Annotated in this window: 24 protein-coding genes; 12 read left to right on the plus strand and 12 right to left on the minus strand. The window is 35.8% G+C overall.

Going from position 1 to position 25,904, the window contains the following annotated elements:
• Window positions 1–147: 147 nt before the first annotated feature.
• Window positions 148–2,892 (plus strand): alpha-L-rhamnosidase, encoded by a 2,745-nt coding sequence (locus VB796_RS02830; RefSeq protein ID WP_323344991.1) that lies wholly within the window; start codon window positions 148–150, stop codon window positions 2,890–2,892.
• Window positions 2,893–3,111: 219 nt separating this feature from the next.
• Here VB796_RS02830 and VB796_RS02835 read toward each other — a convergent pair whose 3' ends face one another.
• Window positions 3,112–4,161 carry a DUF4249 domain-containing protein gene (locus VB796_RS02835; protein WP_323344992.1) on the minus strand — a complete coding sequence of 350 codons (1,050 nt, stop codon included), beginning with the start codon at window positions 4,159–4,161 and terminating at the stop codon, window positions 3,112–3,114.
• Between the two features lie 12 nt (window positions 4,162–4,173).
• Window positions 4,174–6,606 (minus strand): TonB-dependent receptor, encoded by a 2,433-nt coding sequence (locus tag VB796_RS02840; protein ID WP_323344993.1) that lies wholly within the window; start codon window positions 6,604–6,606, stop codon window positions 4,174–4,176.
• Between the two features lie 255 nt (window positions 6,607–6,861).
• Between VB796_RS02840 and hemE the strand changes: the two genes are divergently transcribed.
• Entirely contained in the window at window positions 6,862–7,887 is a 1,026-nt protein-coding gene (gene hemE, locus VB796_RS02845; RefSeq protein ID WP_323344994.1) for a uroporphyrinogen decarboxylase, read from the plus strand.
• Between the two features lie 448 nt (window positions 7,888–8,335).
• Entirely contained in the window at window positions 8,336–9,412 is a 1,077-nt protein-coding gene (locus VB796_RS02850) for a T9SS type A sorting domain-containing protein (RefSeq protein ID WP_323344995.1), read from the plus strand.
• A gap of 217 nt (window positions 9,413–9,629) precedes the next feature.
• On the opposite strand, the gene ribD is transcribed toward VB796_RS02850, so the two are convergent.
• Window positions 9,630–10,676 (minus strand): bifunctional diaminohydroxyphosphoribosylaminopyrimidine deaminase/5-amino-6-(5-phosphoribosylamino)uracil reductase RibD, encoded by a 1,047-nt coding sequence (ribD, locus tag VB796_RS02855; protein ID WP_323344996.1) that lies wholly within the window; start codon window positions 10,674–10,676, stop codon window positions 9,630–9,632.
• Between the two features lie 49 nt (window positions 10,677–10,725).
• Between ribD and prmC the strand changes: the two genes are divergently transcribed.
• Complete coding sequence (gene prmC, locus VB796_RS02860) at window positions 10,726–11,589, plus strand: peptide chain release factor N(5)-glutamine methyltransferase (protein ID WP_323344997.1); 864 nt, start codon at window positions 10,726–10,728, stop codon at window positions 11,587–11,589.
• A gap of 241 nt (window positions 11,590–11,830) precedes the next feature.
• Here the strand turns inward: prmC and VB796_RS02865 are convergent, their stop codons facing one another.
• The gene (locus tag VB796_RS02865) at window positions 11,831–13,723 is read right to left on the minus strand and encodes an amidophosphoribosyltransferase (RefSeq protein ID WP_323344998.1); all 1,893 of its coding nucleotides are present in this window, start codon (window positions 13,721–13,723) and stop codon (window positions 11,831–11,833) included.
• A gap of 283 nt (window positions 13,724–14,006) precedes the next feature.
• Window positions 14,007–14,249, minus strand: coding sequence for a MoaD/ThiS family protein (locus VB796_RS02870; protein ID WP_323344999.1), 243 nt, complete (start codon window positions 14,247–14,249; stop codon window positions 14,007–14,009).
• A gap of 181 nt (window positions 14,250–14,430) precedes the next feature.
• Between VB796_RS02870 and moaA the strand changes: the two genes are divergently transcribed.
• The gene (gene moaA, locus VB796_RS02875) at window positions 14,431–15,414 is read left to right on the plus strand and encodes a GTP 3',8-cyclase MoaA (RefSeq protein ID WP_323345026.1); all 984 of its coding nucleotides are present in this window, start codon (window positions 14,431–14,433) and stop codon (window positions 15,412–15,414) included.
• Here the strand turns inward: moaA and VB796_RS02880 are convergent, their stop codons facing one another.
• On the minus strand, window positions 15,415–16,857 hold the full coding sequence (locus tag VB796_RS02880) for an AAA family ATPase (RefSeq protein ID WP_323345000.1): 1,443 nt from the start codon (window positions 16,855–16,857) through the stop codon (window positions 15,415–15,417).
• Between the two features lie 162 nt (window positions 16,858–17,019).
• On the opposite strand from VB796_RS02880, the gene VB796_RS02885 reads away from it, so the two are divergent.
• Window positions 17,020–17,997, plus strand: a complete 978-nt coding sequence (locus tag VB796_RS02885; RefSeq protein WP_323345001.1) for a bifunctional ADP-heptose synthase — start codon at window positions 17,020–17,022, stop codon at window positions 17,995–17,997.
• Between the two features lie 388 nt (window positions 17,998–18,385).
• Here VB796_RS02885 and VB796_RS02890 read toward each other — a convergent pair whose 3' ends face one another.
• Window positions 18,386–18,697 carry a hypothetical protein gene (locus VB796_RS02890; protein WP_323345002.1) on the minus strand — a complete coding sequence of 104 codons (312 nt, stop codon included), beginning with the start codon at window positions 18,695–18,697 and terminating at the stop codon, window positions 18,386–18,388.
• Between the two features lie 227 nt (window positions 18,698–18,924).
• Window positions 18,925–19,305 (minus strand): RidA family protein, encoded by a 381-nt coding sequence (locus VB796_RS02895; protein WP_323345003.1) that lies wholly within the window; start codon window positions 19,303–19,305, stop codon window positions 18,925–18,927.
• A gap of 108 nt (window positions 19,306–19,413) precedes the next feature.
• On the opposite strand from VB796_RS02895, the gene VB796_RS02900 reads away from it, so the two are divergent.
• The 5 genes from VB796_RS02900 to VB796_RS02920 all read left to right on the plus strand — a co-directional run bounded on the left by VB796_RS02900 (window position 19,414) and on the right by VB796_RS02920 (window position 23,009).
• A complete protein-coding gene (locus VB796_RS02900; protein ID WP_323345004.1) occupies window positions 19,414–20,775 on the plus strand; it encodes a HAMP domain-containing sensor histidine kinase in 1,362 nt (453 codons plus the stop codon).
• Between the two features lie 219 nt (window positions 20,776–20,994).
• Window positions 20,995–21,273: a hypothetical protein gene (locus VB796_RS02905; RefSeq protein WP_323345005.1), complete on the plus strand. Its 279-nt coding sequence runs from the start codon at window positions 20,995–20,997 to the stop codon at window positions 21,271–21,273.
• Window positions 21,274–21,434: 161 nt separating this feature from the next.
• Complete coding sequence (locus VB796_RS02910; protein ID WP_323345006.1) at window positions 21,435–21,611, plus strand: hypothetical protein; 177 nt, start codon at window positions 21,435–21,437, stop codon at window positions 21,609–21,611.
• Between the two features lie 32 nt (window positions 21,612–21,643).
• The gene (locus VB796_RS02915; RefSeq protein ID WP_323345007.1) at window positions 21,644–22,333 is read left to right on the plus strand and encodes a response regulator transcription factor; all 690 of its coding nucleotides are present in this window, start codon (window positions 21,644–21,646) and stop codon (window positions 22,331–22,333) included.
• Window positions 22,334–22,379: 46 nt separating this feature from the next.
• Window positions 22,380–23,009 carry a LysE family translocator gene (locus VB796_RS02920; protein ID WP_323345008.1) on the plus strand — a complete coding sequence of 210 codons (630 nt, stop codon included), beginning with the start codon at window positions 22,380–22,382 and terminating at the stop codon, window positions 23,007–23,009.
• Window positions 23,010–23,061: 52 nt separating this feature from the next.
• Here VB796_RS02920 and VB796_RS02925 read toward each other — a convergent pair whose 3' ends face one another.
• From VB796_RS02925 to VB796_RS02935, 3 genes are read right to left on the minus strand one after another with little or no spacing between them, the layout of a single operon-like run.
• Complete coding sequence (locus VB796_RS02925) at window positions 23,062–23,748, minus strand: Crp/Fnr family transcriptional regulator (RefSeq protein ID WP_323345009.1); 687 nt, start codon at window positions 23,746–23,748, stop codon at window positions 23,062–23,064.
• Window position 23,749: 1 nt separating this feature from the next.
• Window positions 23,750–24,145: a DoxX family protein gene (locus tag VB796_RS02930; RefSeq protein ID WP_323345010.1), complete on the minus strand. Its 396-nt coding sequence runs from the start codon at window positions 24,143–24,145 to the stop codon at window positions 23,750–23,752.
• Window positions 24,142–24,603, minus strand: a complete 462-nt coding sequence (locus tag VB796_RS02935; RefSeq protein ID WP_323345011.1) for a YHS domain-containing (seleno)protein — start codon at window positions 24,601–24,603, stop codon at window positions 24,142–24,144. The genes VB796_RS02930 and VB796_RS02935 overlap by 4 nt, the downstream gene beginning before the upstream one ends.
• 172 nt (window positions 24,604–24,775) lie before the next feature.
• Here VB796_RS02935 and VB796_RS02940 point away from each other — a divergent pair, with 172 nt between their 5' ends.
• Window positions 24,776–25,222: a DoxX family protein gene (locus tag VB796_RS02940; RefSeq protein ID WP_323345012.1), complete on the plus strand. Its 447-nt coding sequence runs from the start codon at window positions 24,776–24,778 to the stop codon at window positions 25,220–25,222.
• A 129-nt stretch (window positions 25,223–25,351) separates the two neighbouring features.
• On the opposite strand, the gene rpsJ is transcribed toward VB796_RS02940, so the two are convergent.
• A complete protein-coding gene (gene rpsJ, locus VB796_RS02945) occupies window positions 25,352–25,657 on the minus strand; it encodes a 30S ribosomal protein S10 (protein WP_184135098.1) in 306 nt (101 codons plus the stop codon).
• Between the last annotated feature and the right edge of the window lie 247 nt (window positions 25,658–25,904).

Raw genomic sequence — 25,904 nt, forward strand, 5'->3', positions numbered from 1 at the left:
CCCGATTATGTGACTCTTGCATCATTTTACTTGCTTTAAACAGACAAGCCCATGATACACTTTGACTTTTTTTGATTTATTCTTGTATAAACTTAAAATTTACGAAGAAATAAAAAATCTTAACCTTCTTTCAAAACACTTCATGACATGAAAATTACTCAAAAATTACTTGGTTGTTGTTCTCTTTTTCTATTGATAACCTTTTCAACCTTCGCCCAAGTCCAAATCTCTGAAATGACTTGTGAACACAAACAAAATCCAATGGGCGTGGATGTTCAAAAGCCACGATTAAGCTGGAAGTTGAAGTCTTCTGAACGAAATATTTTACAAACAGCTTACCAAATTAGAGTATTCTCAAGCCAAACGTTTGATAAGAAAAACTTGGTTTGGGATTCTGGAAAAACTGCTTCGGGAGCATCTATTTTACAAGCCTACAAAGGTACGCCTTTACAATCGGGGAAAACTTATTTTTGGCAAGTAAAAATTTGGGATAATCAGGCTCGTGAATCGGTTTGGAGTAATTCGGCATCGTGGGAAATGGGTCTTTTATCGCTCAATGACTGGAAGTCCCAATGGATTGAACCTGCCGCACAAGTGATGTCGGAAGTTGGGAAATCGCCTGCGTCGATGTTAAGAAAAGGCTTTTCTTTAAAAGGAAAAATTGTTTCAGCTCGTGCTTACGTCACGAGTCACGGATATTATGAATTGAGTTTGAATGGTCAAAAAGTAGGGAATGAAGTGCTTACGCCAGGTTGGACAGCCTATCACAAACGCTTGCAATATCAATCTTATGATGTGACCAATATGTTGCGTTCGGGGGCAAATGCAGTGGGTGCAATGTTGGGAGAAGGCTGGTTTAGAAGCACGTTGGGTTGGACAAATAACAGAGGTTTCTATGGAAAACGCTTGGGACTTTTATGTCAAATAAACGTAAAATATGCGAATGGAACGGAAGAGACGATTGTTTCGGATGGTTCTTGGAAATACACAAATGATACTCCGATTACCGTAAACGAAATTTATGACGGAGAAAGTTATGATGCCACTCGTGAAATAAAAGCTTGGAACGAACCGACTTTTAACGATAATCAATGGGCAAATGTAACGACCGCCACTTTTGATAATAGCAATTTAGTATCGTCGGAAGGGGCAAAAATTGAGCGAATTGAAGAAATAAAACCTCTCAAAATTTTCCGTACACCCAAAGGGCTTTTAGTTGCCGATATGGGACAAAATATGGTCGGTTGGATGCGTTTGAAAGTGTCGGGAGCGAAGGGAACAAAAATTGTTTTACGTCACGCTGAGGTTTTGGATAAATACGGAGATTTTTACATCGAAAATCTTAGAACTGCCAAAGTTACGCTCACGTACACGCTCAAAGGTGAAGGCGTAGAAACTTACGAGCCACATTTTACTTTTATGGGTTTTCGTTATGTTTCAATTGAAGGCATGGATTTAAAACCTGAAAATCTAACGGGCGTAGTAGTACATTCGGGCATGAAACCGACGGGAACTTTTGAATGCTCAAATCCGCTTGTAAATCAATTGCAACATAATATTCAATGGGGACAAAAAGGCAATTTTGTAGATGTGCCAACGGACTGCCCGCAAAGAGATGAACGTTTGGGTTGGACGGGCGACGCACAGGCATTTTGCAGAACGGCAGCTTATAATTTTGACGTAGCGGCATTTTTTACGAAATGGCTAAAAGACGTAGCCGCCGACCAACGCCCCGACGGTTCGGTGCCGTTTGTTGTGCCTGATATTTTGAATAAAATGGATATGAAAACCGTACAAGGTTCAGCGGGTTGGGGCGATGTAGCCGTGATTGCCCCTTGGACGATGTATTTGACCTATGGCGATAAACAATTATTGGAAAACCAATATCCAAGCATGAAAGCTTACGTTGAATTTATGCGTAAAAAAGCAGGAGATAGTTATTTGTGGAAAAATGGTAGTGCTTTTGGGGATTGGCTCTATTACAAACCTGCCATGAATAGCCACACCGAACCCGACGGATACACCGACAGAGATTATCTTTGTCAGGCATTTTTTGCCTATTCAACACATTTATTGCAAGAATCGGCTGAGGCTTTGGGAAAAACAGAAGATGCAAAAATGTACGCTCAATTGTTAGAAAATATCAAAAAAGCCTTTAATGAACAATACGTTACGCCTTCAGGACGTATCGCTTCGGATTCTCAAACGGCTTATGTTTTGGCTTTGATGTTTGATTTATTACCCCAAAATCTGCAAAGTAAAGCGGCTGATTATTTAGTAAAAGATATTAAAAGTCGTCAAAATCACCTTTCAACGGGCTTTTTGGGAACGCCTTATTTATGCCACGTACTTTCTCAAAGCGGACATACCGACGTTGCTTATGATTTGCTTTTGCAAGAAACTTATCCTTCTTGGCTTTATCCTGTAAAAATGGGAGCAACTACCATTTGGGAACGTTGGGACGGACAAAAAGTGGATAGCACTTTTCAAGATGTAGGGATGAACTCGTTTAATCACTATGCTTACGGAGCAATCGGTGATTGGATGTATCGAGTAGTGACAGGAATAGAAATTGATTCAAAATCAACGGGTTATAAGCATTTTTATATTAAGCCAGAACCTTCGGCGAAATTGTCTTACGCAAAATCATCGTTAAATAGTCCTTACGGAGAAATTGCTTCGGGTTGGGAATTGAAAGATGGAAAAATCAAATTAACCGTTAAAATTCCTGCTAATACTATCGCCACGATAACGCTACCAAAAGGTACAAATGAGGCAACAGAAGGCGGAAAAACAATCGCACAATCAGGTTTCCAAAATATAAAAACTACTGAAAAAGGACTTGAATTTGATGCTGGGGCGGGAGAATATGTTTTTGAGTATAAGTTTTAATTGTTCCAAAATTTAGTTCAACGCAGACAGGGTTCAAACCCTGTCTGCATTATTATTTCGGAAGAATAACGGGTTTGTCACAATACGAACGATAGACCACTGATGAAACGGATTATACTGATTTTATCTGACTGTGTGTCCCAGTGTAAATCCGTAAAATCAGTTCAATCTGTGGTCTAAATTTGTCTGCGACAAATAGTTTATCGTTTCGTTATTTTATCACTTCAACAAATCATATTCTATTTTAGTCATATTATATCCTGCAAAAACGCCCAGTCCGCCTTTTACATTAGAATACGTCAAAACGGCTTCACTAAATGGGTCATCATTATTGATTCCTTGCGAGTTAATTAAACCCTTATTATACTGATAATAAGCCTTATCGGTTACAGCTAAATAAATAGAAAGTTTGTTGGATATTACCAGTGTATTTTGTGGATTTGGATTACTGGAGTCGGTAGAATAGTATCCTAAAGAAATGTTTGCCTTTTTAAAATTTAAAGTTTTACCATTCTGTTTATAATCACTGATAAAATCACTAAAAGACTGTTGTTCCGTAATAGTTTGTGTAATAAAACCGCCTTTCCCATCATTATATTTATATATTTTATTAGTATAATAAGCAATGGCATAATAACTTTCTTCGGATACTAAATCTTTCACCGTTACATCAAATCTTCTTGATAATGTATAATATCTATTTGTTATCACGCCATTCGTATTTGAATAACCATTCTGAATAGAATCAATTGAGCTTCCTTTCAATATAGTAAAATCATTACCATCAATTAATTGCCTACTGGGAATTGTACAAGTAGCCGAAACATCGGGCAAATTGAGTGCTTTGGCAGTAAGCGTATAAGTTTTTCCTGCCACGATTGGGAAGTCTTTCGCCTTCAAAAAATATCCTCTACGTGATTGAGGAATGGGTTTGCCTGTTGATGGGTCATACTCTGTTCCAAAAGGATTAATGATGGTTTGTAATTGAAAAGTCGCTTTTTTCTGCCCATCCGAGATTTCCACAATTGCTCCTTCAATAATTGGTTTTGCTTCACTGCCAAAACCTCCATAGGATTGATTACTTGGAAAAGTACCAACAACGGGTCGAGTTTTAGACACTTTTACTTCCAAAAGGGTATCTTGTGGGGAAATAAAAGATTCAATCACCAAACGTTCTTCGTAGGGTAAATTAATATTTTCAACCACCGTTTCGCATGAAAGCATTGTGCAGGTTGATAATAAAAAAAAGAGGTATTTAAGTGTTTTCATCGGTGTTTAGGATTAGAATTTGAAACTATAACTTAACGAAGGAATAATCCCTAATAAAGAATAGCGAGTTAGATTTCGAGTAGTTGCTTGAGTCGCATTGTTATAAGTATTCGAAAAAGAATAGAAATACGGATTCTTGCGATTATAGAGATTATAAATACTGAATTCCCAAACTCTTTCATGTCCTTTTTTCATAATTTTATGAAACTGTACGCCAATATCTAAACGGTGATAAGCCTCAGCTCTAAAATTATTGCGTTCGCCATAATCAGGATATTCTCTGAAATAATTATAAGTGTAACCCGTACTTCCAGGAATGCCAAAAGGAGAAACGCCAGGGTTGTGAACATTGGCAGTATAAGCCGCCGTAGGTACTGTCAAAGCATTTCCTGTACCATAAATCCATGTTCCAGAAAGGGTAGTGCGAGGAGATAAATGATAAATACCAACTACCGATAAGTCATGGCGGCGGTCATTTTTTGCCCAAAATTCTTTCCCAAAATTCAATTCATCAAATTGATGTTTTGTCCATGAAAGCGTGTAGCCAATCCAGCCCGTCAATTTTCCAACTTTTCGTTGTAGTAAAATTTCTGCTCCGTAAGAACGCCCTTTGCCCGAAGTCACTTGGTCGTCCCACGATTTGCCTTGTTCTTTATCCTTCGCTAATTCTTCTGGGCCATCCTGCAACAATGACGAAGAGCCTTCTTTATACGCCACGATATTATCCATTTCCTTGTAATATCCTTCAACAGTTAAGGCAAGGTTCTTTTCGTTAAAATCCTTAGCCATACCCATCGCAAATTGGCGTGACCGTTGGGCAGGAAGTTTATCCGTAGAAGGAACCCACAAATCAGTCGGAAGGCTTGCCCCTGAGTTAGAAAGCAAATGAATATACTGATTCATCGTAGCAAATGAAGCCTTGAAAGCCAAGTTATTACGGACAGAATATGCCATTGCTACACGAGGCTCAGGATTTAGATATTTTACTTTATTGGTAGCAAAAGAGCTTAAACGAATCCCGGCATTGATTTTCAGTTTATCAAATGGTTTATAAGTGTCTTCCGCATACACTCCACTTTCGGTAGCCTCAATGCTTTCAACATTGTTTTGATACTTACCAATAGCATCATCTTTTACCACAATTGAACTTGGCGAAAACTGGTGAAATGTTCCTGAAAAACCGAATTTGATGGAATGTTGAGGATTCGGCAAATAATCAAAGTCCGTTTTAAAACCCACATCCCGAATATTTGAAAGATAACTTAATTCATATTCAACCTTTTTATTTTGTTGTATAGATTGGTCGATGGCGTAAATTTTAAACTGATAATTACTGAAAATAAACGAAGAATTCATAAAAAGGCGTTCATTGTACAAATGATTCCAACGAAGCGTAGCCGTCTGATTTCCCCAATCAAGTCCAAACTCATTTTGTGTGCCATCTGTTTGTTTATCAATGCCAAAGAAAACGTCTTTTCCAAAATAACCACTCAGATATAGTTTGTTATTCTGCCCAAAATCGTAATTGACTTTAGCATTAAGGTCATAAAAATAGTAGCCACCGTCACCATCATCTTTGTTAATAAATGGACGAACTAAAGCATCAATGTACGTCCGTCTTCCCGAAATGAGAAAAGACGATTTTTTATTTTTACCAATCGGAGATTCTACCAAAAGCCTACTCGAAATTAAGCCAATGCCACCCTCTACGTGTAGTTTTTCACGATTACCTTCTTTCATTTGCATCTCAATAACGGACGATAATCTACCTCCAAAACGAGCAGGGAAACCGCCTTTTGTCAGTTCAACCGACTTGAGGGCATCACCATTAAAAACGGAGAAAAATCCAAAAAGGTGAGAAGCATTATAAACGGGAGCATCGTCTAAAATCAAAAGATTTTGGTCTGCACCACCACCACGTACATAAATGCCCGAATTGCCTTCCGACCCTTTCTGAACGCCAGGCATCAATTGTAAGACTTTCAGCACATCTTTTTCGCCCAAAAGAGCAGGGATTTCTTTGATTTGTTGAATAGGAACAGAAACTTGCGACATCTGAACATTCTCGGAAATCTTCTGTTGTTCGGGAGAGTTTGCCCGAACGGTTACTTCTTTAAGTTCTTGAAAATCAGGGGTAAGTTCGATATTCATTTCTAATTTTTTCGGAATTTTAAGCGTCTTGCTTTCCGAACGATACCCCACAAAACTATACACAATCGTAATTTCTTCGGAAGTGTTTAGCGTTAGCGAATAAAAACCATAGTTATTGGTTTGCATACCAATTTTTTTGTTTTTTACATACACGCTCACCCCTGGAAGTAACTCGCCAGAGCCTTTTTCACGGACATATCCGTTAATCGTAAATCGTTCGGTTGATTGAGCTTTAGAGGTAAACGAAGCAATAAAAATAAAATAAATAACAGACCATTGTAGGTGTTTTTTCATTAGATAAGAGTAGTTTAAGTGTTAATAGCGTAATTTAGAGAATATGATTTTTCATTGATGGGACATCCGAAAGTATAGAAACCCCTACTTTAAACGAATCTAAAATTAACTAATTGTTTAAGGTACTCGATAATTCCTGCTCTAATTAAAATCCATTCTCAGCTTTCAATCGTATCTTTGTTGCCCGATGCTTCTGCATCGGATATTAAAAAGAATATCCTTATTCGGTTCAGGAGAGTCGAGATACATTTCTTTATGGAAATTTTACAAAACGATTTATTATTACGTGCCGCTCGTGGTGAGCGTGTAGAACGCACCCCCGTTTGGATGATGCGTCAGGCAGGAAGAATTTTGGCTGAATACCGTGCCGTTCGTGAGAAGGCAGGTAGTTTTATTCAATTGGCAACCAATCCAGAATTAGCGGCGGAGGTAACAATCCAACCTGTTGATATTTTGGGCGTTGATGCTGCCATTATTTTCTCAGATATTTTGGTTGTTCCCGAAGCAATGGGTTTGCCGTATATCATGGAAGAAAAAGTAGGCCCAATTTTCCCAAATGTCATCAAATCAATGGCTGATGTGGATAAATTGATAGTTGCCAATCCAGAAGAGGAATTGAAATACGTGTTGGATGCCATCAAAATTGTAAAACGTGAATTGAATGGACGTGTACCTTTGATTGGTTTTGCGGGAGCTCCATTTACATTGCTTTGTTATATGATTGAAGGTCGTGGTTCAAAAACTTTCTCAAAAGCGAAAAAAGCACTTTATACCGAATCAGAACTTTCGCACGCTCTTTTACAGAAAATTACAGATACAACAATTGCCTATTTGAAAGCTCAAATTGCTGCAGGAGCCAATTTAGTACAGATTTTTGACTCTTGGGCGGGCATTCTTTCACCAGAGCAATACCGTATTTATTCGCTTCCGTACATTTCTCAAATTTGCGATGCCATCACGGAAGTGCCTGTAACGGTTTTTGCCAAAGGAGCATTTTTTGCCCGTGAAGAAATGGGAAAATTGAACTGCGAGGTAATTGGTTTAGATTGGAATATGGACATTGCCGAATCTCGTAAATTGATTGGCGATACCAAAACGTTACAAGGAAATCTTGACCCATGCGTATTGTACGGTTCATTTGACGAAATCAGAAAACAAACTCGTTCAATGATTCAACAATTTGGTGGACACAGACATATCGCAAACTTAGGACACGGCGTTTATCCAGATACCAATCCAGACAATGTAAAATGCTTTATTGATACTGTGAAAGAAGGGTAAAATAGAGAAGAGTTATATAGTAAGAGTATGTTTGAATTTTGTAAATGTCTAAAAATGAAGAATTTATGGAATAAACTGTAAGCTCTTTGCGAAATCCCGTTGTCTGAGCGTAGCGAGTTTCGGGATTTCTTGATTTTCTTTTGTTACTTTTCTTGTATCAAGACAAGAAAAGTAAGCAGTAGCGAAAGGGAATATTGTTATTCCGAAACAAGCCAAATAAAATTTTAAATATCTTCTAAGGGTAAAAGGGGTAAATACCTTTTTACCCTTTTTTATTGCCCAATTAACAGATATTTTTAATTTTGTGGTAAAGAAAATTGTAAATTTAAACGATACGATGTTCGACTTGGAGCTTCCCGAAAGTTCTAAAACTTTCGGGAAGTCAAACGATAGTCTTATTTTTACAATTTTCCTAAAGAAGATTCTCACTTTTGATTTATAAAATTTTATGAAAACGTTTCTTACTATTTGCCTTATTTTAAGGCTTTTACAGGTTTGTACTGCCCAAACCGTTTTTAGTTTTGAATTTAATGAATATGCAGGAACACCCCCACCCATCTCAGCCTCTGTTGGGGCTGCAACGCTTACGCACAGTGGATTAAGCAATTTTGCCGAACATGCTTGTACAGGCAAAGGGTTTTCTGTAAATGGTTGGAGTACAGGTGATTATCTTCAAGTGCAAGCCAGTACGCTCGGTTTTATTGGTCCTTTCAATTTTAGCTATGACTACCGAATGTCGGATGTTGATTTAGGGAATTTTGAAATCCAAGTAAGTGCAGATGGAGCAAATTTTTCTAAAATTGGCGACTTAAATGCTTCTGCACCAACCGCAGGATGCAATGGCTCTGGGCCTATGATTTTAGGAACGGAATATAATAATCTTCCCAATATTTATTTCCGATTTTACAAGAAAAATGATGCTGTAACTGCTCTGAATCGTTTGAGGTTAGACAATATTATCTTAAAAGCATCGGCAGTTCCAGTAGAAATTACTTCTTTTCAAACCCAAGTTTCGGATAATCAAAAAGTGAATATTCGATGGGAAACGGCTTCGGAAATTAATAGTCATTATTTCGTTTTAGAACATTGCAGAGATGCCGTAAACTATAAAATGATTGCCAATATTGAAGCCGCAGGTTCATCTCAAACCAAGAAGTTGTATAGTTTTATGGATGAAAATGCTCTTTTCGGCACAAATTATTACCGTTTAAAACAGATTGATAAAGACGGAACACAACAAGTTTTCCGACCTCAATCGGTCATTATTGAGGATAAAAATGTTCCTTTTGGCATTTTCCCGAATCCCTTATTAGTCGATGAATTTAAGGTGAAAGTTGAAGATGCTGATGAAGCCCAATTGCTATTAACCGATTTTGAAGGCAATGAAATAAAGATAAAATCGGATAAATTAACACAGACAATTTTAGAAATAAAGCCTTTGGAAAATCTAAAAATGGGAGTGTATTTACTACAAGTTCAGACTTTGGGGAGTGTGAAAAGGCATAAAATTTTGGTACTGAAATAAAATTATTCCTTTTCAAAGACGGCTTCGTTTCAAATGAAGCCGTTTTTGTTTAGATTAAAAATTTACGGAACGATAAAGGGTTTGTCACAAGACAAAAGATAGACCACAGATTGAACAGATTATACTAATTTTTCTTTACTTTATCCGACTGTGTATCCCTGTGTAAATCGGTAAAATCCGTTCAATCTGTGGTCTAAATTTGTCTGGGACAAATAGTTTATCGTTCCGAAAATTTATAACAAACAACACTATCACCCGCTAAATCTTCTCTTGAATGTTCAGTTATATTCAATTTGGGAGCGTTAATTCCTTCACCTAAAATCTTCTTGCTTTTCAGAACAATTGCTTCGTCCCAAAGTTCTGAGTTGATAAAACTTTGTAGTAAAAGAGTACCGCCTTCAATAATCACAGATTGTACTTTTCTTTGATAAAGGTCTTGAATGATAAACTTTTCAAATGAATGATTTTCTTCAACTTTTACCCAAATGTTATTATTTAAAATCTTGTTTTTTAGCAAATTATAACAAATAGTTACTTGTGAATTATCAAAAATATTTAAGTCTTTTGATAAAGATAAATCCTTGTCAATCAGTACCCTAATAGCATTTTTCCCAGTCCAGAAACGAGTGTCTAATTTAGGATTATCATAGCGAGCGGTATTTGTACCAACCATGATGGCATCTTCTTCGGCTCGCATTTTATGGACAAATCTTCGGGAAAGCAAGTTAGAAATTTGAACGGCTTGAAAGTCTTTTTTCGCAATAAATCCATCGGCAGATTCCGCCCATTTCAAGATAATATACGGGCGTTGTTTCTCAATAAAAGTAAAAAAACGCTTATTAACTTCTCTTCCTTCAGCTTCTAAAATCCCAATTTCGACCTCAATTCCTGCCTGACGGAGTTTTTCAATGCCTTTTCCAGCCACCAACGGATTAGGGTCGAGATTACAAACAATTACCTTTTTAACTTGATGTTTAATCAGTAAATCGGCACAAGGAGGCGTTTTCCCAAAATGAGAACAAGGCTCAAGCGTAACGTAAACCTCAGATTCTGCAAGTAATGTTTTATCTTCAACCGAATTTACCGCATTTACTTCTGCATGACCTTCGCCATATTTTCGATGCCAACCTTCCCCAATGATTTTTCCATCATGCACAATAACACAGCCTACCATCGGATTGGGCGACACAGCCCCTTTCCCTAAGCGAGCGAGTTGTAAGGCACGTTGCATATAAAATGATGATGTGAGTTGTGATTGGGGCATTTAGTTGTTCTTGGTTTTAAAGGTTAACTTTGTGTTTTATGCTAAAAATATGAATTTATCAAAGACACTTTTCAATCAATTAGTTTCCGAAATTACTTCCGTTTACGAAGAAAACGAAGCGAAAAGTATTGTTTATTTGCTTTTAGAGCATTATTTGAAAATCTCTAAGACAGATATTTTATTAGATAATCCAGTTGCTCAATTGTTTGATTTTACGGAGATAATACAAAGAATAAAAGCTCAAGAACCTGTACAATATATTATCGGTGAAACAGAATTTTACGGTAGAAAATTTAATGTAACCCCCGATACTTTAATCCCAAGACCTGAGACTGAGGAGCTTGTTCTGTTAACAGTTAACAGTTATCAGTTAGCAGTAAACAAGAGCCATTTTGAGGTAGAAGCAAAGATTTTAGATATTGGTACAGGAACAGGTTGTATTGCAATTTCATTGGCTTGCGAATTGCCCAACTCACAAGTTTACGCTTATGATATTTCAGAAAATGCCTTGAAAGTGGCAAAAGAGAATGCTGAAAGAAATGGCGTAAAGGTAATTTTTGAAAAGACGGACTTTTTAACCCTAAAACCTAACCCCCAACCCCTAAAACTTACTATTATCGTCAGTAATCCACCTTATGTAATGAACTCCGAAAAGCTGGAAATGGAGAGAAATGTATTGGAATATGAGCCACATTTAGCTCTTTTTGTGGATGATGATAATCCTTTGATATTCTACAAAAAAATTGCAGAATTTGCGGCTAAAAATCTGGTAGAAAGTGGCTTGTGTGTAGTGGAAATTAATCAAGCTCTTGGTTTAGAAACCGCAGAATTATTCTGGAATCAGGGTTTTCACTACGTAGAAGTGGTGAAAGATATGTTTGGAAAAGATAGAATGGTGAAGGCGATTAAGTAGGACAGGTTTCCAACCTGTCAACCGAGTACAATGAAAAAGGTTTCCAACCTGTCAACCGAGTACAATGAAAAAGGTTTTCAACCTGTCAACCGAGTACAATGAAAAGGTTTCCAACCTGTCAACCGAGTACAATGAAAAAGGTTTTCAACCTGTCAACCGAGTACAATGAAAAAGGTTTCCAACCTGTCAACCGAGTACAATAAAGTACAGATTGACAGGTTAAAAACCTGTCCTACAAAAATTAATATGCTCTAATCTCAACGCCTTTCATGAAGTTTACGAAAGCAGTATTTACCACTTTATTTCCTCCAGGTGTTGGATAATTTCCTGTAAAATACCAGTCTCCTGTATCGTTTGGACAAGCCTTATTCAGATTTTCAACGGTTTGATAAACAATCGCTAATTCTGCTTTTAAGTTCTTTGGTTTTACTAATTCAGCAATTTTAGCAGAAATTTCTTCTGTTGTAAATGGCTTATAAATAGCTTTTACAAAATTTTCTTCCGAAGCAGTTCCCAGTTCAATTGCTGCCAAACAGCGTCCCAAAGTTTCCTCCAAAACATCATCCATATTACGCTCAACTAATAATTCGTAAGCGGCACGGAAAGCAACAAATTCCTTCATTCTCGACATATCAATTCCATAACAGTCAGGATAACGAATTTGTGGAGCAGATGAAACGATAACAATTCTTTTAGGCCCTAATTTATCCAAAAGACTCACAATTGAACGCTCCAAAGTTGTTCCTCTTACAATCGAGTCATCAATCAAAACTACATTATCAACGCCTTTCTTGATTACCTCAAAAGTGGTGTCATACACGTGAGCCACCATATCATTACGGTCGGCATCGTTGGTGATGAAAGTACGTAATTTTACATCTTTTGAAATCAATTTCTCAACTCTTGGACGGAAAGTCAATAAATCTTCAAGGTCTTTTTCAAAGATAATTCCTTCCAAAATCGCCTTCTTGCGTTCTTTGGCAAGATGGTCTTCCAAACCTTCAATCATACCCAAAAAGGCAGTTTCGGCAGTATTTGGAATGTATGAAAATACCGTATTTTTTAGGTCATAATCAACCTCTTGAAGCACTTGTGGAATTACTAAACGTCCTAATTGCTTACGTTCAGCATAAATATTGGGGTCAGAAGCACGTGAGAAATAGATGCGTTCAAAACTACAAGATTTTCTTTCGATAGGCTCAATAAACTGTTTTTCAGAATAAGAACCATCTTTATTGATGATTAAAGCATGACCAGGTTGGACTTCTCTAATTTCATCATAATTACAATTGAAACTGGTTTTGATAGCTTGTTTTTCAGAAGCAACTACTACAACTTCATCATCAGCATAATAAAAAGCTGGTCTGATTCCCGCAGGGTCTCTTGCTACGAAAGCCGCACCGTATCCAGTGAGTCCACACATGGCATATCCGCCATCAAAATCACGGCAAGAACGTTGTAGAACTCGTTGTAAATCAATGTTTTCTTCAATAATATCCGACAATTCTGGATTGTGGTATTCGCTTTTGAAGTATTCAAATTGGCGTTGGTTTTCTTCGTCCAAAAAGTGTCCGATTTTCTCCATTACCGTTACCGTATCCACTCTTTCTTTTGGATGTTGTCCCAACGAAACTAATTTGTCGAATAATTCATCAACATTAGTCATGTTAAAATTTCCAGCCATTACCAAGTTTCTACTTCTCCAATTGCTTTGTCTCAGCATTGGGTGGCAGTTTTCGATTTCGTTCTGCCCGTGCGTACCATAGCGAAGGTGTCCTAACAAAACTTCTCCCGAAAAAGCGACGTTCTCTTGAATCCAATGAGCGTCTTTGGCTTTTTCTTTGTTGCCTTTAATGGCTTTCTGAAATTTTTTGTGGATTTTTCTGAAAATATCAGGTACGGCATTTTGTTCAACAGAACGATAGCGACTGATATAACGATGACCAGGCGGCACATCAATTTTGATGTTGGCAACACCAGCTCCGTCTTGCCCTCGGTTTACTTGTTTTTCCATCATTAAATACAACTTATTGAGTCCATAAAGGGGCGTGTTGTATTTATTGATATAATACTGGTAATCCTTCCGAAGACGGATAAGTGCTATACCGCACTCGTGTTTAATTGCGTCAGACATGACCTTAATTAAGATTTTGAATTGAAAGAACCTTATTTTAAGAAATAAAAGTTCCGTAAACCAACTGTATTATATGAGGGTTCAGTAAATTTTCGCAATAAATCTTGGTTAAATTATAATTATGGGGAGGTTATTTTTCTATGAACAAAATTAGGCAAATTCTAAGGAGATTTCCAAATTAAACTTGGGGAATTATCATAAATTAAGAATGTAATGAAATACAAAAAATAAGTGTTTTTACTTATAAAATAGCTTTTCGATAAGTTTTTATCTTTCTCCGTTCTTAACCACCGCTCACAGGTGGAATCAAAGCGATTTCGTCATTTTCAGTTAACATTAAATCTGCTTCTGCATATTCACTATTAACGGCAATTAAAAGTGATTTTATCTCTTGTAATTTAGGAAAGTCAGTTTTTAATTGTTTCAAGACCGTTTGAACATCCGCTGCTTGATTTATTTCTACTTCAGTAATATTCTTTCCAACAATATCACGGGTAATTCCAAAAAGGTTAATTTTATATTTCATGTTTTTCAATTTTAGAACCGTCTAAGCAAAGAAAATAAGGTTCAACGTAAATCTGGAAACTTTATTTATCCTTTTCTCATTAACTACTCAACCGCTTTCCTCTACTTTTGTTCCTTACAACATATTCACTAAATTTGTTCAACAAAGAAACTGATTAAAATTGAATACTCAAACTCCCAATATCATTTACGACAATCACGGTCGCCCGATAACCTACTTACGGTTGGCGGTAACAGACCGCTGTAATTTGCGTTGTTTTTATTGTATGCCCGAAGAAGGCGTAAAATATCTACACAAAACAAAATTACTGACTTACGAAGAAATGCTGCGTATCGTTTCGGTACTCGCTGAGTTAGGCGTTTCAAAAGTTCGGATTACGGGTGGTGAGCCTTTCGTGCGGAACAATATGGTTGATTTTATGTATCAACTTTCTGAAATTAATGGAATTGACGAATTAAATATTACTACCAATGGAATTTTGACGGGGCAATATATTCGTCAAATGAAAGAAATGGGCGTGCGTGCCATCAATTTGAGTTTGGATACTTTGGACAAAAAACGCTTCTTTGAAATCACTCGTCGTGACGAATTTGATAAAGTTTATAGTACCCTTTTTCAGTTAATAGATGCAGGTTTTGACGTAAAAGTGAATGCCGTTGTAATGGACGGAAAAAATACCGAGGACATTTTGCCTTTGGTAGAATTAACCCGAAATCATAAAGTTTCTATCCGTTTTATTGAAGAAATGCCTTTCAACGGAGAAGGTTCACATTATCCAAAATTAGAGTGGAATTTACACCGTATTTTAGCAGAAATAAAAAGCCAATATCCTGACTTACAGAAAATCGTAGATTCACCCAATTCAACGTCTTATAACTATCAAGTGCCTAATTATCAAGGAAATGTAGGTGTAATCGCTGCCTTTTCTCGTACTTTTTGTGGAACTTGCAACCGTATCCGTCTAACCGCCACAGGTGAGTTGAAAACTTGTCTTTACGATGAAGGCGTATTGAATATCAGGGATTTACTCCGTGATGGGATTTCAGATGAAGACTTGAAATCGACCTTTTTGCAAGTATTCAAAAATCGCCCCAAAGATGGTTTTGAAGCCGAGCGTGGTCGTAAATCAGTGATTACGGAATCAATGACTACGATTGGGGGGTAATTATTGATTTTCAAACAAAACATCAACCTCTAAGGAATTATTGATTAACCCAGTACTATGTTCATTGGGTTTTGAACCATAAATGCTGAGTAAACTCAAAAAAATCTGTTTACGAGTACCCGTCAGTTGTTTAAACGTGCCGACTTTTTCACGCAAAATGTCGGCATATTTTTTAGTCAAAATAAATGGTTCAGCATAAAATTTTAGTTCAAATAAATTGATAACATTATCTTTTCGGTCTATCAATAAATCAATTTGTACACCCTGTTGTTCTGAGGTTCCTTTGTGATAGTAACTACTGGTTCCTGAATAAATTCCCGCAATACCCAATGCTTTTTTTATTTGGTCGATATGTTTCAGGCATAAATTCTCAAAAGCATAGCCTGTCCAACTCTTAAACATGGATGTTTGACTCAAATTTTGCCAACTATCTTTTGTAAATTTATTTTGATGTTGAATAAAATGAAGATAGAATAATGAATATTCGTCAGTAAGACGATATAGTGCATCTTTTTGCTTCTTTCCGAAAGCATTATAAGCAGAAATAAAACCAGAATGAAGTAATTCATCCAAGTAACGACTTAGATTTCCACCATCTGATAAATTGGTTTCCTTAATGATTTCTTGCCTTGTCAAACCTTTCCATTTATGTCCTAAAGCATTAATAATACTGATATGATGCGTGGCGTTTTCAAACAAAGCTGGGTACAATTTCATAAACTCATCATTGAGTAAACCCGTACTCGAAAAACAAATTTGTTCTATATTTTGAATAGCACTTTTTCCAGCCTCTACTTCCTTCAAATAGTGAGGAATACCACCCATTGCCATGTATAATTGCACAATTTGATATTTATCTAAGAATATATTTTTATTTTTTAGAAATAAATCTGTTTCATACAAATTGAATGGCATCAGATGAATTCTGCGTGTAATTCTATTATGTAAACCGCCTTTGTTGTAAACCACTTGTTGAATCATCCATGAAGCAGCCGAACCACAAATGATAATTACAACATTATTTTTTACTGCCCAAGAATTCCAAAAATAACTTAATCCATCCAAAAAGCCCGATTTCCGTCCTGCTAACCAAGGTAATTCATCTAAGAAAATGACCGACTTTGTAGCTGGGTTTACCGTTTTTTCCCAACATTCAATCAACTGCTGAAATGCTTCAAGCCAATCCGTAGGTTTTTCTTTGGGAGCAATTGCTCCGAAGGCATTGCGAAGATGAATGGAGAAATTATTTAATTGTTTTTTGGCGGTCACATTTTGCAAACCCGTTATTTCAAATCGAATTAATGAATCATATACAGAACGCACCAAGAAAGTCTTGCCTACTCGCCGTCTGCCCAAGACAGCCACCAATTCAGCTTCAGGAGTTTCTAAAACTTTTAAAAGTATTTCTTTCTCTTTTTCTCGACCAATTAGCTCTTTTTGCATAATTTTAATTATATATGGCTGAAATTGTGTAAATATATATACTTTCAGCCATATATAGTTCTAATTTCCTGTTTTTTCAATTTGTTAAACTCATCAATACAGGATTTTACTAATTCTTTTATAAAGTTTTGGTACTTTTGTGGTGTATATAATTACCGAAAAATGACTATTCCAGAAATATTCGACAATTTCAATAAACTCAAAGTTCTCATCATTGGTGACGTAATGCTTGATGCCTATACATGGGGCAAAGTAGAAAGAATTTCACCCGAAGCTCCCGTACCTGTTGTTAATGTCCGTAGTCGTGAAATACGACTGGGCGGTGCAGGAAACGTTGTTATGAATGTGCAATCATTGGGAGCAGAACCAATTATTTGCTCAGTTATTGGTTCAGATTCTTATGGTGATTCTTTGTTAAATTTATTGAAAGAACAAAACCTCTCAACCGAAGGAATTATTCAATCCGAAACTCGAATTACAACGGTAAAAGAACGAATTATTGCGGGTTCGCAGCAAATTGTAAGAGTTGATACCGAAACAGATAAGCTCATTAATGATAATGAATGTCAAATACTGAGCGATAAAATCAAAGACTTAGCAAGTTCTGCCAGTGTTATCATTTTTGAAGATTATGACAAAGGCGTTTTGTCGAAAGAATTAATCTACGAGATTATCACGTTTGCCAATGACAATAATATCCCAACCATTGTTGACCCTAAAAAACGCAACTTTTTGTTTTATCAACACGCAACACTTTTTAAGCCAAATTTGAAGGAATTAAAAGAAGGTTTGTCTATTTCATTTGACGTAAAAAATCCTGATGAATTAGCAGATGCAGTTTCCATTCTAAAGAAAACCTTAGAGCTTAAAGGTGTTTTTGTTACGCTTTCTGAACAAGGAGTTTATATTGATTTTAACGGACAGAAGAAAGCGATTCCTGCTCATATTCGTACCATTTCGGATGTATCAGGTGCAGGAGATACTGTTATTTCTATTGCTGCTTGTTGTTTGGCTTTGGGGCTTTCTCCCGAATTAATTGCAGGGCTTTCAAATTTGGGTGGTGGACTTGTTTGTGAATCAGTGGGCGTTGTGCCAATTGATAAAGAATTACTGAAAAAAGAAGCATTATTGAGTTTGTAATGAAAAATATTTTTCAGCTAAAAATGCCTTAGATTACCTTTTTAACGAGGTTTTAAAATTAATAAAATAAAAATGAAAAATAATTCAACTATTTTTCAACTGTAAAACTTTTTTCCGAAATAAACGTTTTACTATTATATCTCCAAAAATAATTTTAAAAGACCTACAAGCGTAGGTCTTTTTTTATGCCCAAAAATTGGTATCAATTCCCTGATTTATCCCAAATGGAAATCGTAAAAATGTAACCCGATTCTCCATAATCGGATATACAAACGCCCCGATTCTGGAGAATCGGGTTACACATAATCGGATATACAAACGCCCCGATTCTGGAGAATCGGGTTACACAGAATCGGATATACAAACGCCCCGATTTTGGAGAATCAGGTTACACAGGTTTTTCTTCAATTCCCAGCATTGTCAAAGCAGGGTTTATTGTTCTGCAAGTAATGACAATTTTGAAAATCTTGTTTCCTGCCAAATTGAACTCTGCTACATATTTTTCTTTTTCCTTCAAACTTCTATAAACTGCCGTATAATTTATTTTTGAGTCCCAACCATTAATTGCCAAAGCCGTCGAAACTTGGTCGAGGCATTTGCTTAGGTTAGAAAAATAACTCAAAATTGTCTCTTTTTGTCGGATAGAATTTAATGACCCAATCGGAATTACGGCCACTTCATATATCGTTTGTTGTTTCATAGTAGCACAGACTTTAGTCTGTAAAAAAGTAGCACAAATTTTAGTCTGTAAATCGGTAATACAGACTAAAGTCTGTGTTACAAAAGAAAATGAAAAACTATTCAACTATTTTTCAAACATAAAACTTTTCACAAACGTTCGGCGTTTTACTGTCATACGTCTAAATTGACACAAAAAAGCCCCGCTCAATAGCGAGGCTTTTTTATTGTTCAAATTCTTGGAATTGCTTAAACAACTGCCGTGAATTCAATTTCTACCAAATAGTCAGGTGAAACCAATTTACTGATTTCATAAATTCCTGTTGTTGGCTTAATATCTTTGAAATATGCTCCATGTGCCTTCGCAATATTATCAAATTGAGCAATATCAGTTGTGAAAATTCTTGTTCTTACTACATCATTTAAACTTGCCCCAGCTTCTTCCAAAACCTTTGCAATACGTTCGATGATGTTATTTGTTTGAGCAAAAGCGTCATCAGCCTTTACATTTTCTCCGTCAACAATAGCAACTGTACCTGAAACTTCAATAATATTTCCGATACGAACGGCACGGCAATAGCCCATTTTGTCTTCCCAAGGCGAACCTGTAAGTATATTTTGTCTTGACATTTTATGTATTTTTTGATTGAGCGACAAAGATAAGGAAGAAAAAAAATCTAAAGAAAATCTAATGTAATAATGTCCAAAAACGTTTTTGCTTTCATGTAAATTTACACTATGACTATCCGAACCAGAATAACATTCCTTTTCTTAGGCATTGTTTCAACATTGTTGTTGATTTTTTGTCTTATTATTTACCTTGAAAGTGAGTTTCATCGTGAAAGCGAATTTAAAAATCGATTAAGAGAGGAGGCTCGTACATCGGCAGAAATCCTATTTGGTAAAGAAGAAATAAGTCCCGATTTATTAAAACTTTTGGACAAAAATCAAATGACTGTTTTGACTCAGGAGGAAATCGTTATTTACAACAGTAAAAATAAAATTGTGTACGAAAGTGGAACAGATTTTCTAACGATTCAATTAAAAACACTTGCCCAAATTCGCCAAGAAAAAGAACTTTATTTTCGCAAAAAAGACCGTGAGGTTTTAGGAATTGTTTTTAATAATGGAAAAGAAGATTTGGTTATTGTGGCTTCGGCTTTGGATAAATATGGATTGAGTGAACAGCGTAATTTGGGACTTATTTTAGCATTTGGAGGCTTATTGATGCTTTTAATTGTTAGTTATGCAGGGTGGTTTTTTGCAGGAAAGTCGCTAAAGCCTATTCAAGATATTATTAAAAAAGTAGATAGTATTGGAGCGTCTCAACTCAATTTGAGATTAAATGAAGGAAATGGAACGGATGAAATTGCTCAACTTTCTCAGCGTTTTAATCGAATGCTTGACCGTATTGAAAAAGCCTTCAAATTACAACGCTCGTTTGTTTCGCACGCTTCGCATGAGTTACGGACACCTTTGACTGCCATTACGGGGCAAATTCAGGTTTCACTTTTAGCGGAAGATGACCCGCAGGAGCTTAAAATGATGATTCAGTCAGTTTTAGATGATGTTCAGCAGTTGAACCGATTGACCAATAATCTTTTAGAAATGACAAGTATTGATTCAGACGATGCCCAAATCAAATTTTCATTGGTCAATGTTGCTGAATTGGTATGGCAGGTACGTGAAGTTTTATTGAAGAAAAACCCTCATTATCAAATTATTACTGAACTCGACGAAAATTCAGACCTATTACCAGAAGTAAAAGCTAATGAAGCATTGCTTTATACGGTTCTCTTGAATTTGATGGAAAATGGTGTGAAATTTTCACCCAAAAATAGGGTAGATATTAGGTTCCAAATTACTCAGCAAGAACTCATTTTGTCATTCCATAACGATGGTGCGGTGATTCCTGAAAAAGAATTGGGTCTTATTTTTGAGCCTTTTAGACGTGGTTCAAATTCTCGAAATATTAAAGGACATGGCGTTGGACTTTCATTAACTCAAAAAATTGTCAAGCTACATAATGGTAATATTTCAGTGCAATCAACAGAAAAAGAAGGGACTGTTTTTACGTTAAAATTGCTCAAAATACAATAAACCTGTTTGAAGTTATTCATTTTGTTGTCAATCGTTTCATTTTTGCGTGTGTATTCAATTATCATTCAAAACGAAAAATTTATACAATTTCTTAAATCTAATTATATTCTAATTTTCCTTTAATACGACGTTAAGTTCGCCTGAATAGCTTTGTTTCATTCAATAAGGACGTGCATTTTACCTCTTTATTGAGCGTTTTTACTTAAAACTGAAACAATCATGAAAACCGTTATTTTATTCATCAGCATTGTCAATTTTAGCCTATTTTCTCAGGAAATACCTCTTAATGACCCAAGTTATAGTGTTCATAATTATAAACATCCAAATAAAGCCGCTGCGGCAGCAAAAAGAGATTCGAGTAGAGGAGTTAGGGTTTCGATTGATGCAACAAACAGGGATTACAAAAAGGTAGCGTCAAAACAAACAGAAAGCGTTTTAAAAATTATTCAGAAAGACAATAATTTAAAAAGAGTAAACTACAAAATGCCGAATAACTAATCAGAACTATCTACAATTTGTCGCAATACAAAATTTGACAACAGATTAATGCTCTGACAGAGTTATGATTTTTCTTTAAATTTATCTGTTGAATCAGTACAATCTGTGGTCTGATTTTATGCTGCGACAAATTGTAGATAGTTTCGTAATTAATTAACTTTATGAACACAACCACCAGAATGTCGCCAATAGAATATGCCAAAATGATTTTGGAAAAAGTTAGCTTTGAACCCAAAATTTTCAAGAAAGAATTGAGAAAGGCTCTCAAAAATTCGTCAAAACAAGACTTTAAACATTTGATGGATTGGTGTAGAGAACGATTTGGGAAGAAGAAATAGTAGTTTGATTTTAAATTGCAAAAAGCATCAAAATGACAAACAATAAGCATATTTTAGTCGTAGAAGACGAGTTGAAAGTGGCAACCTTTATCAAAAAAGGCCTACAAACACAATCTTTTGAAGCAACAATTGCTTCAGACGGAGAAGAAGCAATTTCGCTACTTTCTGAACAAAATTTCGACCTCATCATTCTGGACTTGAACCTGCCCGACATGAGTGGTTTGGATGTTTGTAAACATATTCGAGAAAATAATACTCGTGTTCCTATTTTGATGTTGACTGCTTTGGGAACAATGGCGGATAAATTATCGGGTTTTGAAGTTGGAACGGATGACTATATGGTGAAGCCATTTGATTTTATGGAGCTGTTGGTTCGAGTGAAAGCTCTTTTGAAAAGAACAGAAGAAATCCCTCAGCCCGTTGAAAAGTTGCAAGTAGCTGATTTAGAGTTAGATTTAGATGAAAAAGTAGCCAGAAGAGGGGGGAATGTAGTAGAACTTACTGCTCGTGAATTTAGCCTGTTAGAATATTTAATGAGAAATAAAGGAAAGGTGGTTTCAAAGGTAGATATTGCAGAAAAAGTTTGGGACATTAACTTTGATACAGGTACAAATTTTGTGGAAGTTTATATTAATTATTTACGCAATAAGGTAGATAAAAATTTCCCTAATAAATTGATTCATACGGTAGTAGGTATGGGTTATATGTTGAAAAACAAGTAAATTATTACTTAATAATACTTAACTTGCAGTATAAACCCTGCTATGTTTGAAGACTTTAACTGTTTACTTTATTACGGCTCTTATTAGCTACGTTGCAACCATTCCGCCAGGCCCTCTGAGTGTTTTTGTTGCTCATACCGCTCTCCAAAAAAATATCAAAATTGCCTTTTGGGTTGCTTTGGGTGGGGTTTTGTGTGAAAGTAGTTACGCATATTTAGCCATTGAGGGCGTAAAGATATTTGACAAATATCCAATGGTTGAGTTTTGGATGCAAAGAGCCATCATTGGTATTCTGTTAACTGTTGGAATAATTACTTTTTTTCAGAAAAGTATCACCATAAAATCAGAAGAAGTATCTTTAAATAGTCGTTTCTTTTCATTCTTCAAAGGTATTTCTCTTTCTCTATTCAATCCAGCTTTATTGCCTTTTTGGGTAGTAGTTTTATTGAGTTATCAGAAATACGATTTCTTAAAAATAGAAACTGTTTTAGAAAAAACGAGCTTTGTGTTGGGAGCAGGAACAGGCACATTTTTATTAGTTTATACTTACGCATTTATTGCTAACCGCAAACGAGATTTGATTTTTCAATACATTACAGATAGTCGTTTGAATAAATTGATTGGTTGCATTTTTATCAGTTTGGCCATCTTGCAATTGGTGAATTTATTAGCGTAGCACAGGCTTCAGCCTGTAATAAATAGATTTAATAAACAGGCTGAAGCCTGTGTTACCTCAATTTCGCCACATCATGAACGATTATTTCGCTACGAGTATAATCAATCAGTCCTGCGTTTTTTAACTCATTAAATAATAAGGTTACAGTTTGGCGAGTGCTACAAATAAGTCCTGCAATGTCATTGTGAGTGAGATAGTTTTTAATGACGACTTCTTTATCTTTTCCGTTTCCTTCTTTCATCGCCCAATCTTTTATGAATAAAGCAAAGCGAGTTTTGACATCCTTAAACATCAAATTGGCGTAACTATTTGAAATTCGCTTGATTCTGAAACCGACCAATTTTGTATAACGGACGGCTAATTGTGGATTCCGTTTTAGGATTTCTTCAAAATCATTAATTCTGAAACTACAAAATACCACCTTGTCCGAAACTGCAACGGCATATTCATCTTGATTTTCATCTTCAATTTCATCAAAAGTATATTGTCCAAATAAATCACCCGACCTCAAAACATCTTTCACCGTTTCATTACCGTCGTTATCGACCCGTACAATTTTTAAAGTTCCACTTTTGATCGTATAAAGACGTTGCTCTTCGTCGTGAGAGAAATATAGAATTTCATTTTTTTTAACCGTTTTAAAGCTCGGAATTAAACATAAAGCTCGGTTTTCTTCTCGAGATAAAACCGAGAATAATTGATGGTCATGGAGATACCAGTATTTTGCTTCTTCTTGCATTTTAGGTTAAAAAGTAAAATTTCGCCAATATATCACTTTTGCGAATATAAGCCACAGTCAAGCAACAAGTTAGTGTGATTAATGCTAAGAAAAATAAATAGCCACCATCATATTCACTTTCAATACCCAAAATGGTGAGATGTGCCAAAATAGCTCCCGACATTGTACCAATTCCAAAAATTGCCCCTAACCAAGCTCTTCGTGCATTAAGAAGAAGAATAACGGTAATCAGTTCCATTGTACCAGCAGCATATCTTCCGAATGGCTCAATGCCCAATTTGGTAAAAAGAGCCATACTTTCTGCTGCTCCCGAAAATTTAAAGAAAAGCGTTTGCCCTAAAATAAAAGATGCTATAATTTGGGCAGTCCATGAAATATAGATTTGTTGCGGTTTCATCGTTTGATAAATTTATTCCAGTTAACATCTGCTTTTGGTTTCAATTCGCTTTCGTCTTTGTTCCAATCAGTGAGTGTATTGCTGAAAAATGTGTGATAAAATAAATGGAGCTTACCGTTTAAGATTTTATAAGTTTCGGGGTCAACCTCCACTTTTTCTCCTTTTGAACCCATTGCGTAGGCACACCAACCGCCATATTGAGGTTCGTATTTAGCAGGGTTTTTCTTGAAAGTGTCTAAATTATTGGTGTTTGAAAATTGATAAACCACACCTTCGTAGGTATATGAAAACTCCTTTTTGCCTTTTTGCGGTTTTCCCGAAAAATAAGAAGTTGGGTCGTATCCATTGATAGCGATTCCTTTCTCTAATAAAAATTCTTTTTTACGGATATTGATGTCTTGACTAAAACCTCTAAAGGCAAGTAATATCAAGACGGTGAGGTTTAATAATGATTTCATATTGTTCTGATTAATTAACATCACAAAGTTTGCACAATCAACGAAAATGAATTGTCGGGAAGATTACCAAACGATTATTTTAAAATTTTCACAAAAAAGTACAATTCAGACTTGATAATATAATGTTTTTTTATTAAATTCAATCTAACATTTAACTCAACGTATTACTACTATGACAGCAATCGAACGCATTGAACATTGGGGTGACGCACATCATCCCGCTTGGCTTGACATCGTAAGAATTGGATTAGGGCTTTTACTGTTTTTTAAAGGAATGAGTTTTATTGGGGATACTTCTCAATTATCAGCACTTACTGAAGGTTTACATTTTAACGCATGGAGTTATGTGGCAGTACATTATGTAGCTTTTGCACATTTAGTTGGAGGCTTGTTGATTACGCTTGGTTGTCTCACTCGGCTGGCTTCGGCTTTTCAAGTGCCAATTTTGTTTGTTGCCGTTTTCTTCACCAATATCCGTAATGGTTTTACAGCAGTCAATTCAGAGCTTTGGCTTTCATTACTTGTGTTAGGGTTATTGATACTTTTTTGGATATTAGGCTCAGGGAAATTTTCTTTTGATGAATATATGAGAAATCACCCTGCTTATAAAATGAAGTGATGGAAAAGGTAGTTAGTGGATGAGGAAAGTGTATAAAAGTAAAAAGGTGAAGAGTAAATAGTTGCAGGCATTAACGCCTTTTCTATTTACCCTTCACCTTTTACCGTTTTAACGTCTAATCAAGGTAAACTACACTTTGATTTCAACATCAACACCTGAAGGCAATTCTAATTTCATTAACGCATCAACTGTTTTTGGAGAAGATGAGAAAATGTCAATTAAACGCTTGTAAGTACACAATTGGAATTGTTCACGAGCTTTTTTGTTAACGTGTGGAGAACGTAAAACTGTGAATTTTTCAATTTTAGTTGGTAACGGAATAGGACCCGAAACAACAGCACCCGTAGCTTTAACCGCCTTAACGATTTTCTCAGCCGATTTGTCCACCAAAGTGTGGTCAAATGACTTCAATTTAATTCTGATTTTTTGATTCATTGCATTGGTACATTAATTTGAACCCAAAATCGAAAGTACCATTTGCTTCGATTTTGGGACTGCAAAATTAAGAGAAATGATTGAAAATTAATAGTTTAGAAAGAAAAAAAACAAAAACATTTTATAAAAATTGTTTGCGATAAAAAAAGCGAACGATATAGACTTGAATGATATAGGTAATTATCTGAGCAAAAATGATAAAAATCTCTCTCAAATACTTGATAATCAATATTTTTTTCGTACTTTT

It is taken from the genome of Arcicella sp. LKC2W (assembly GCF_034931005.1).
Lineage (GTDB): Bacteria > Bacteroidota > Bacteroidia > Cytophagales > Spirosomataceae > Arcicella.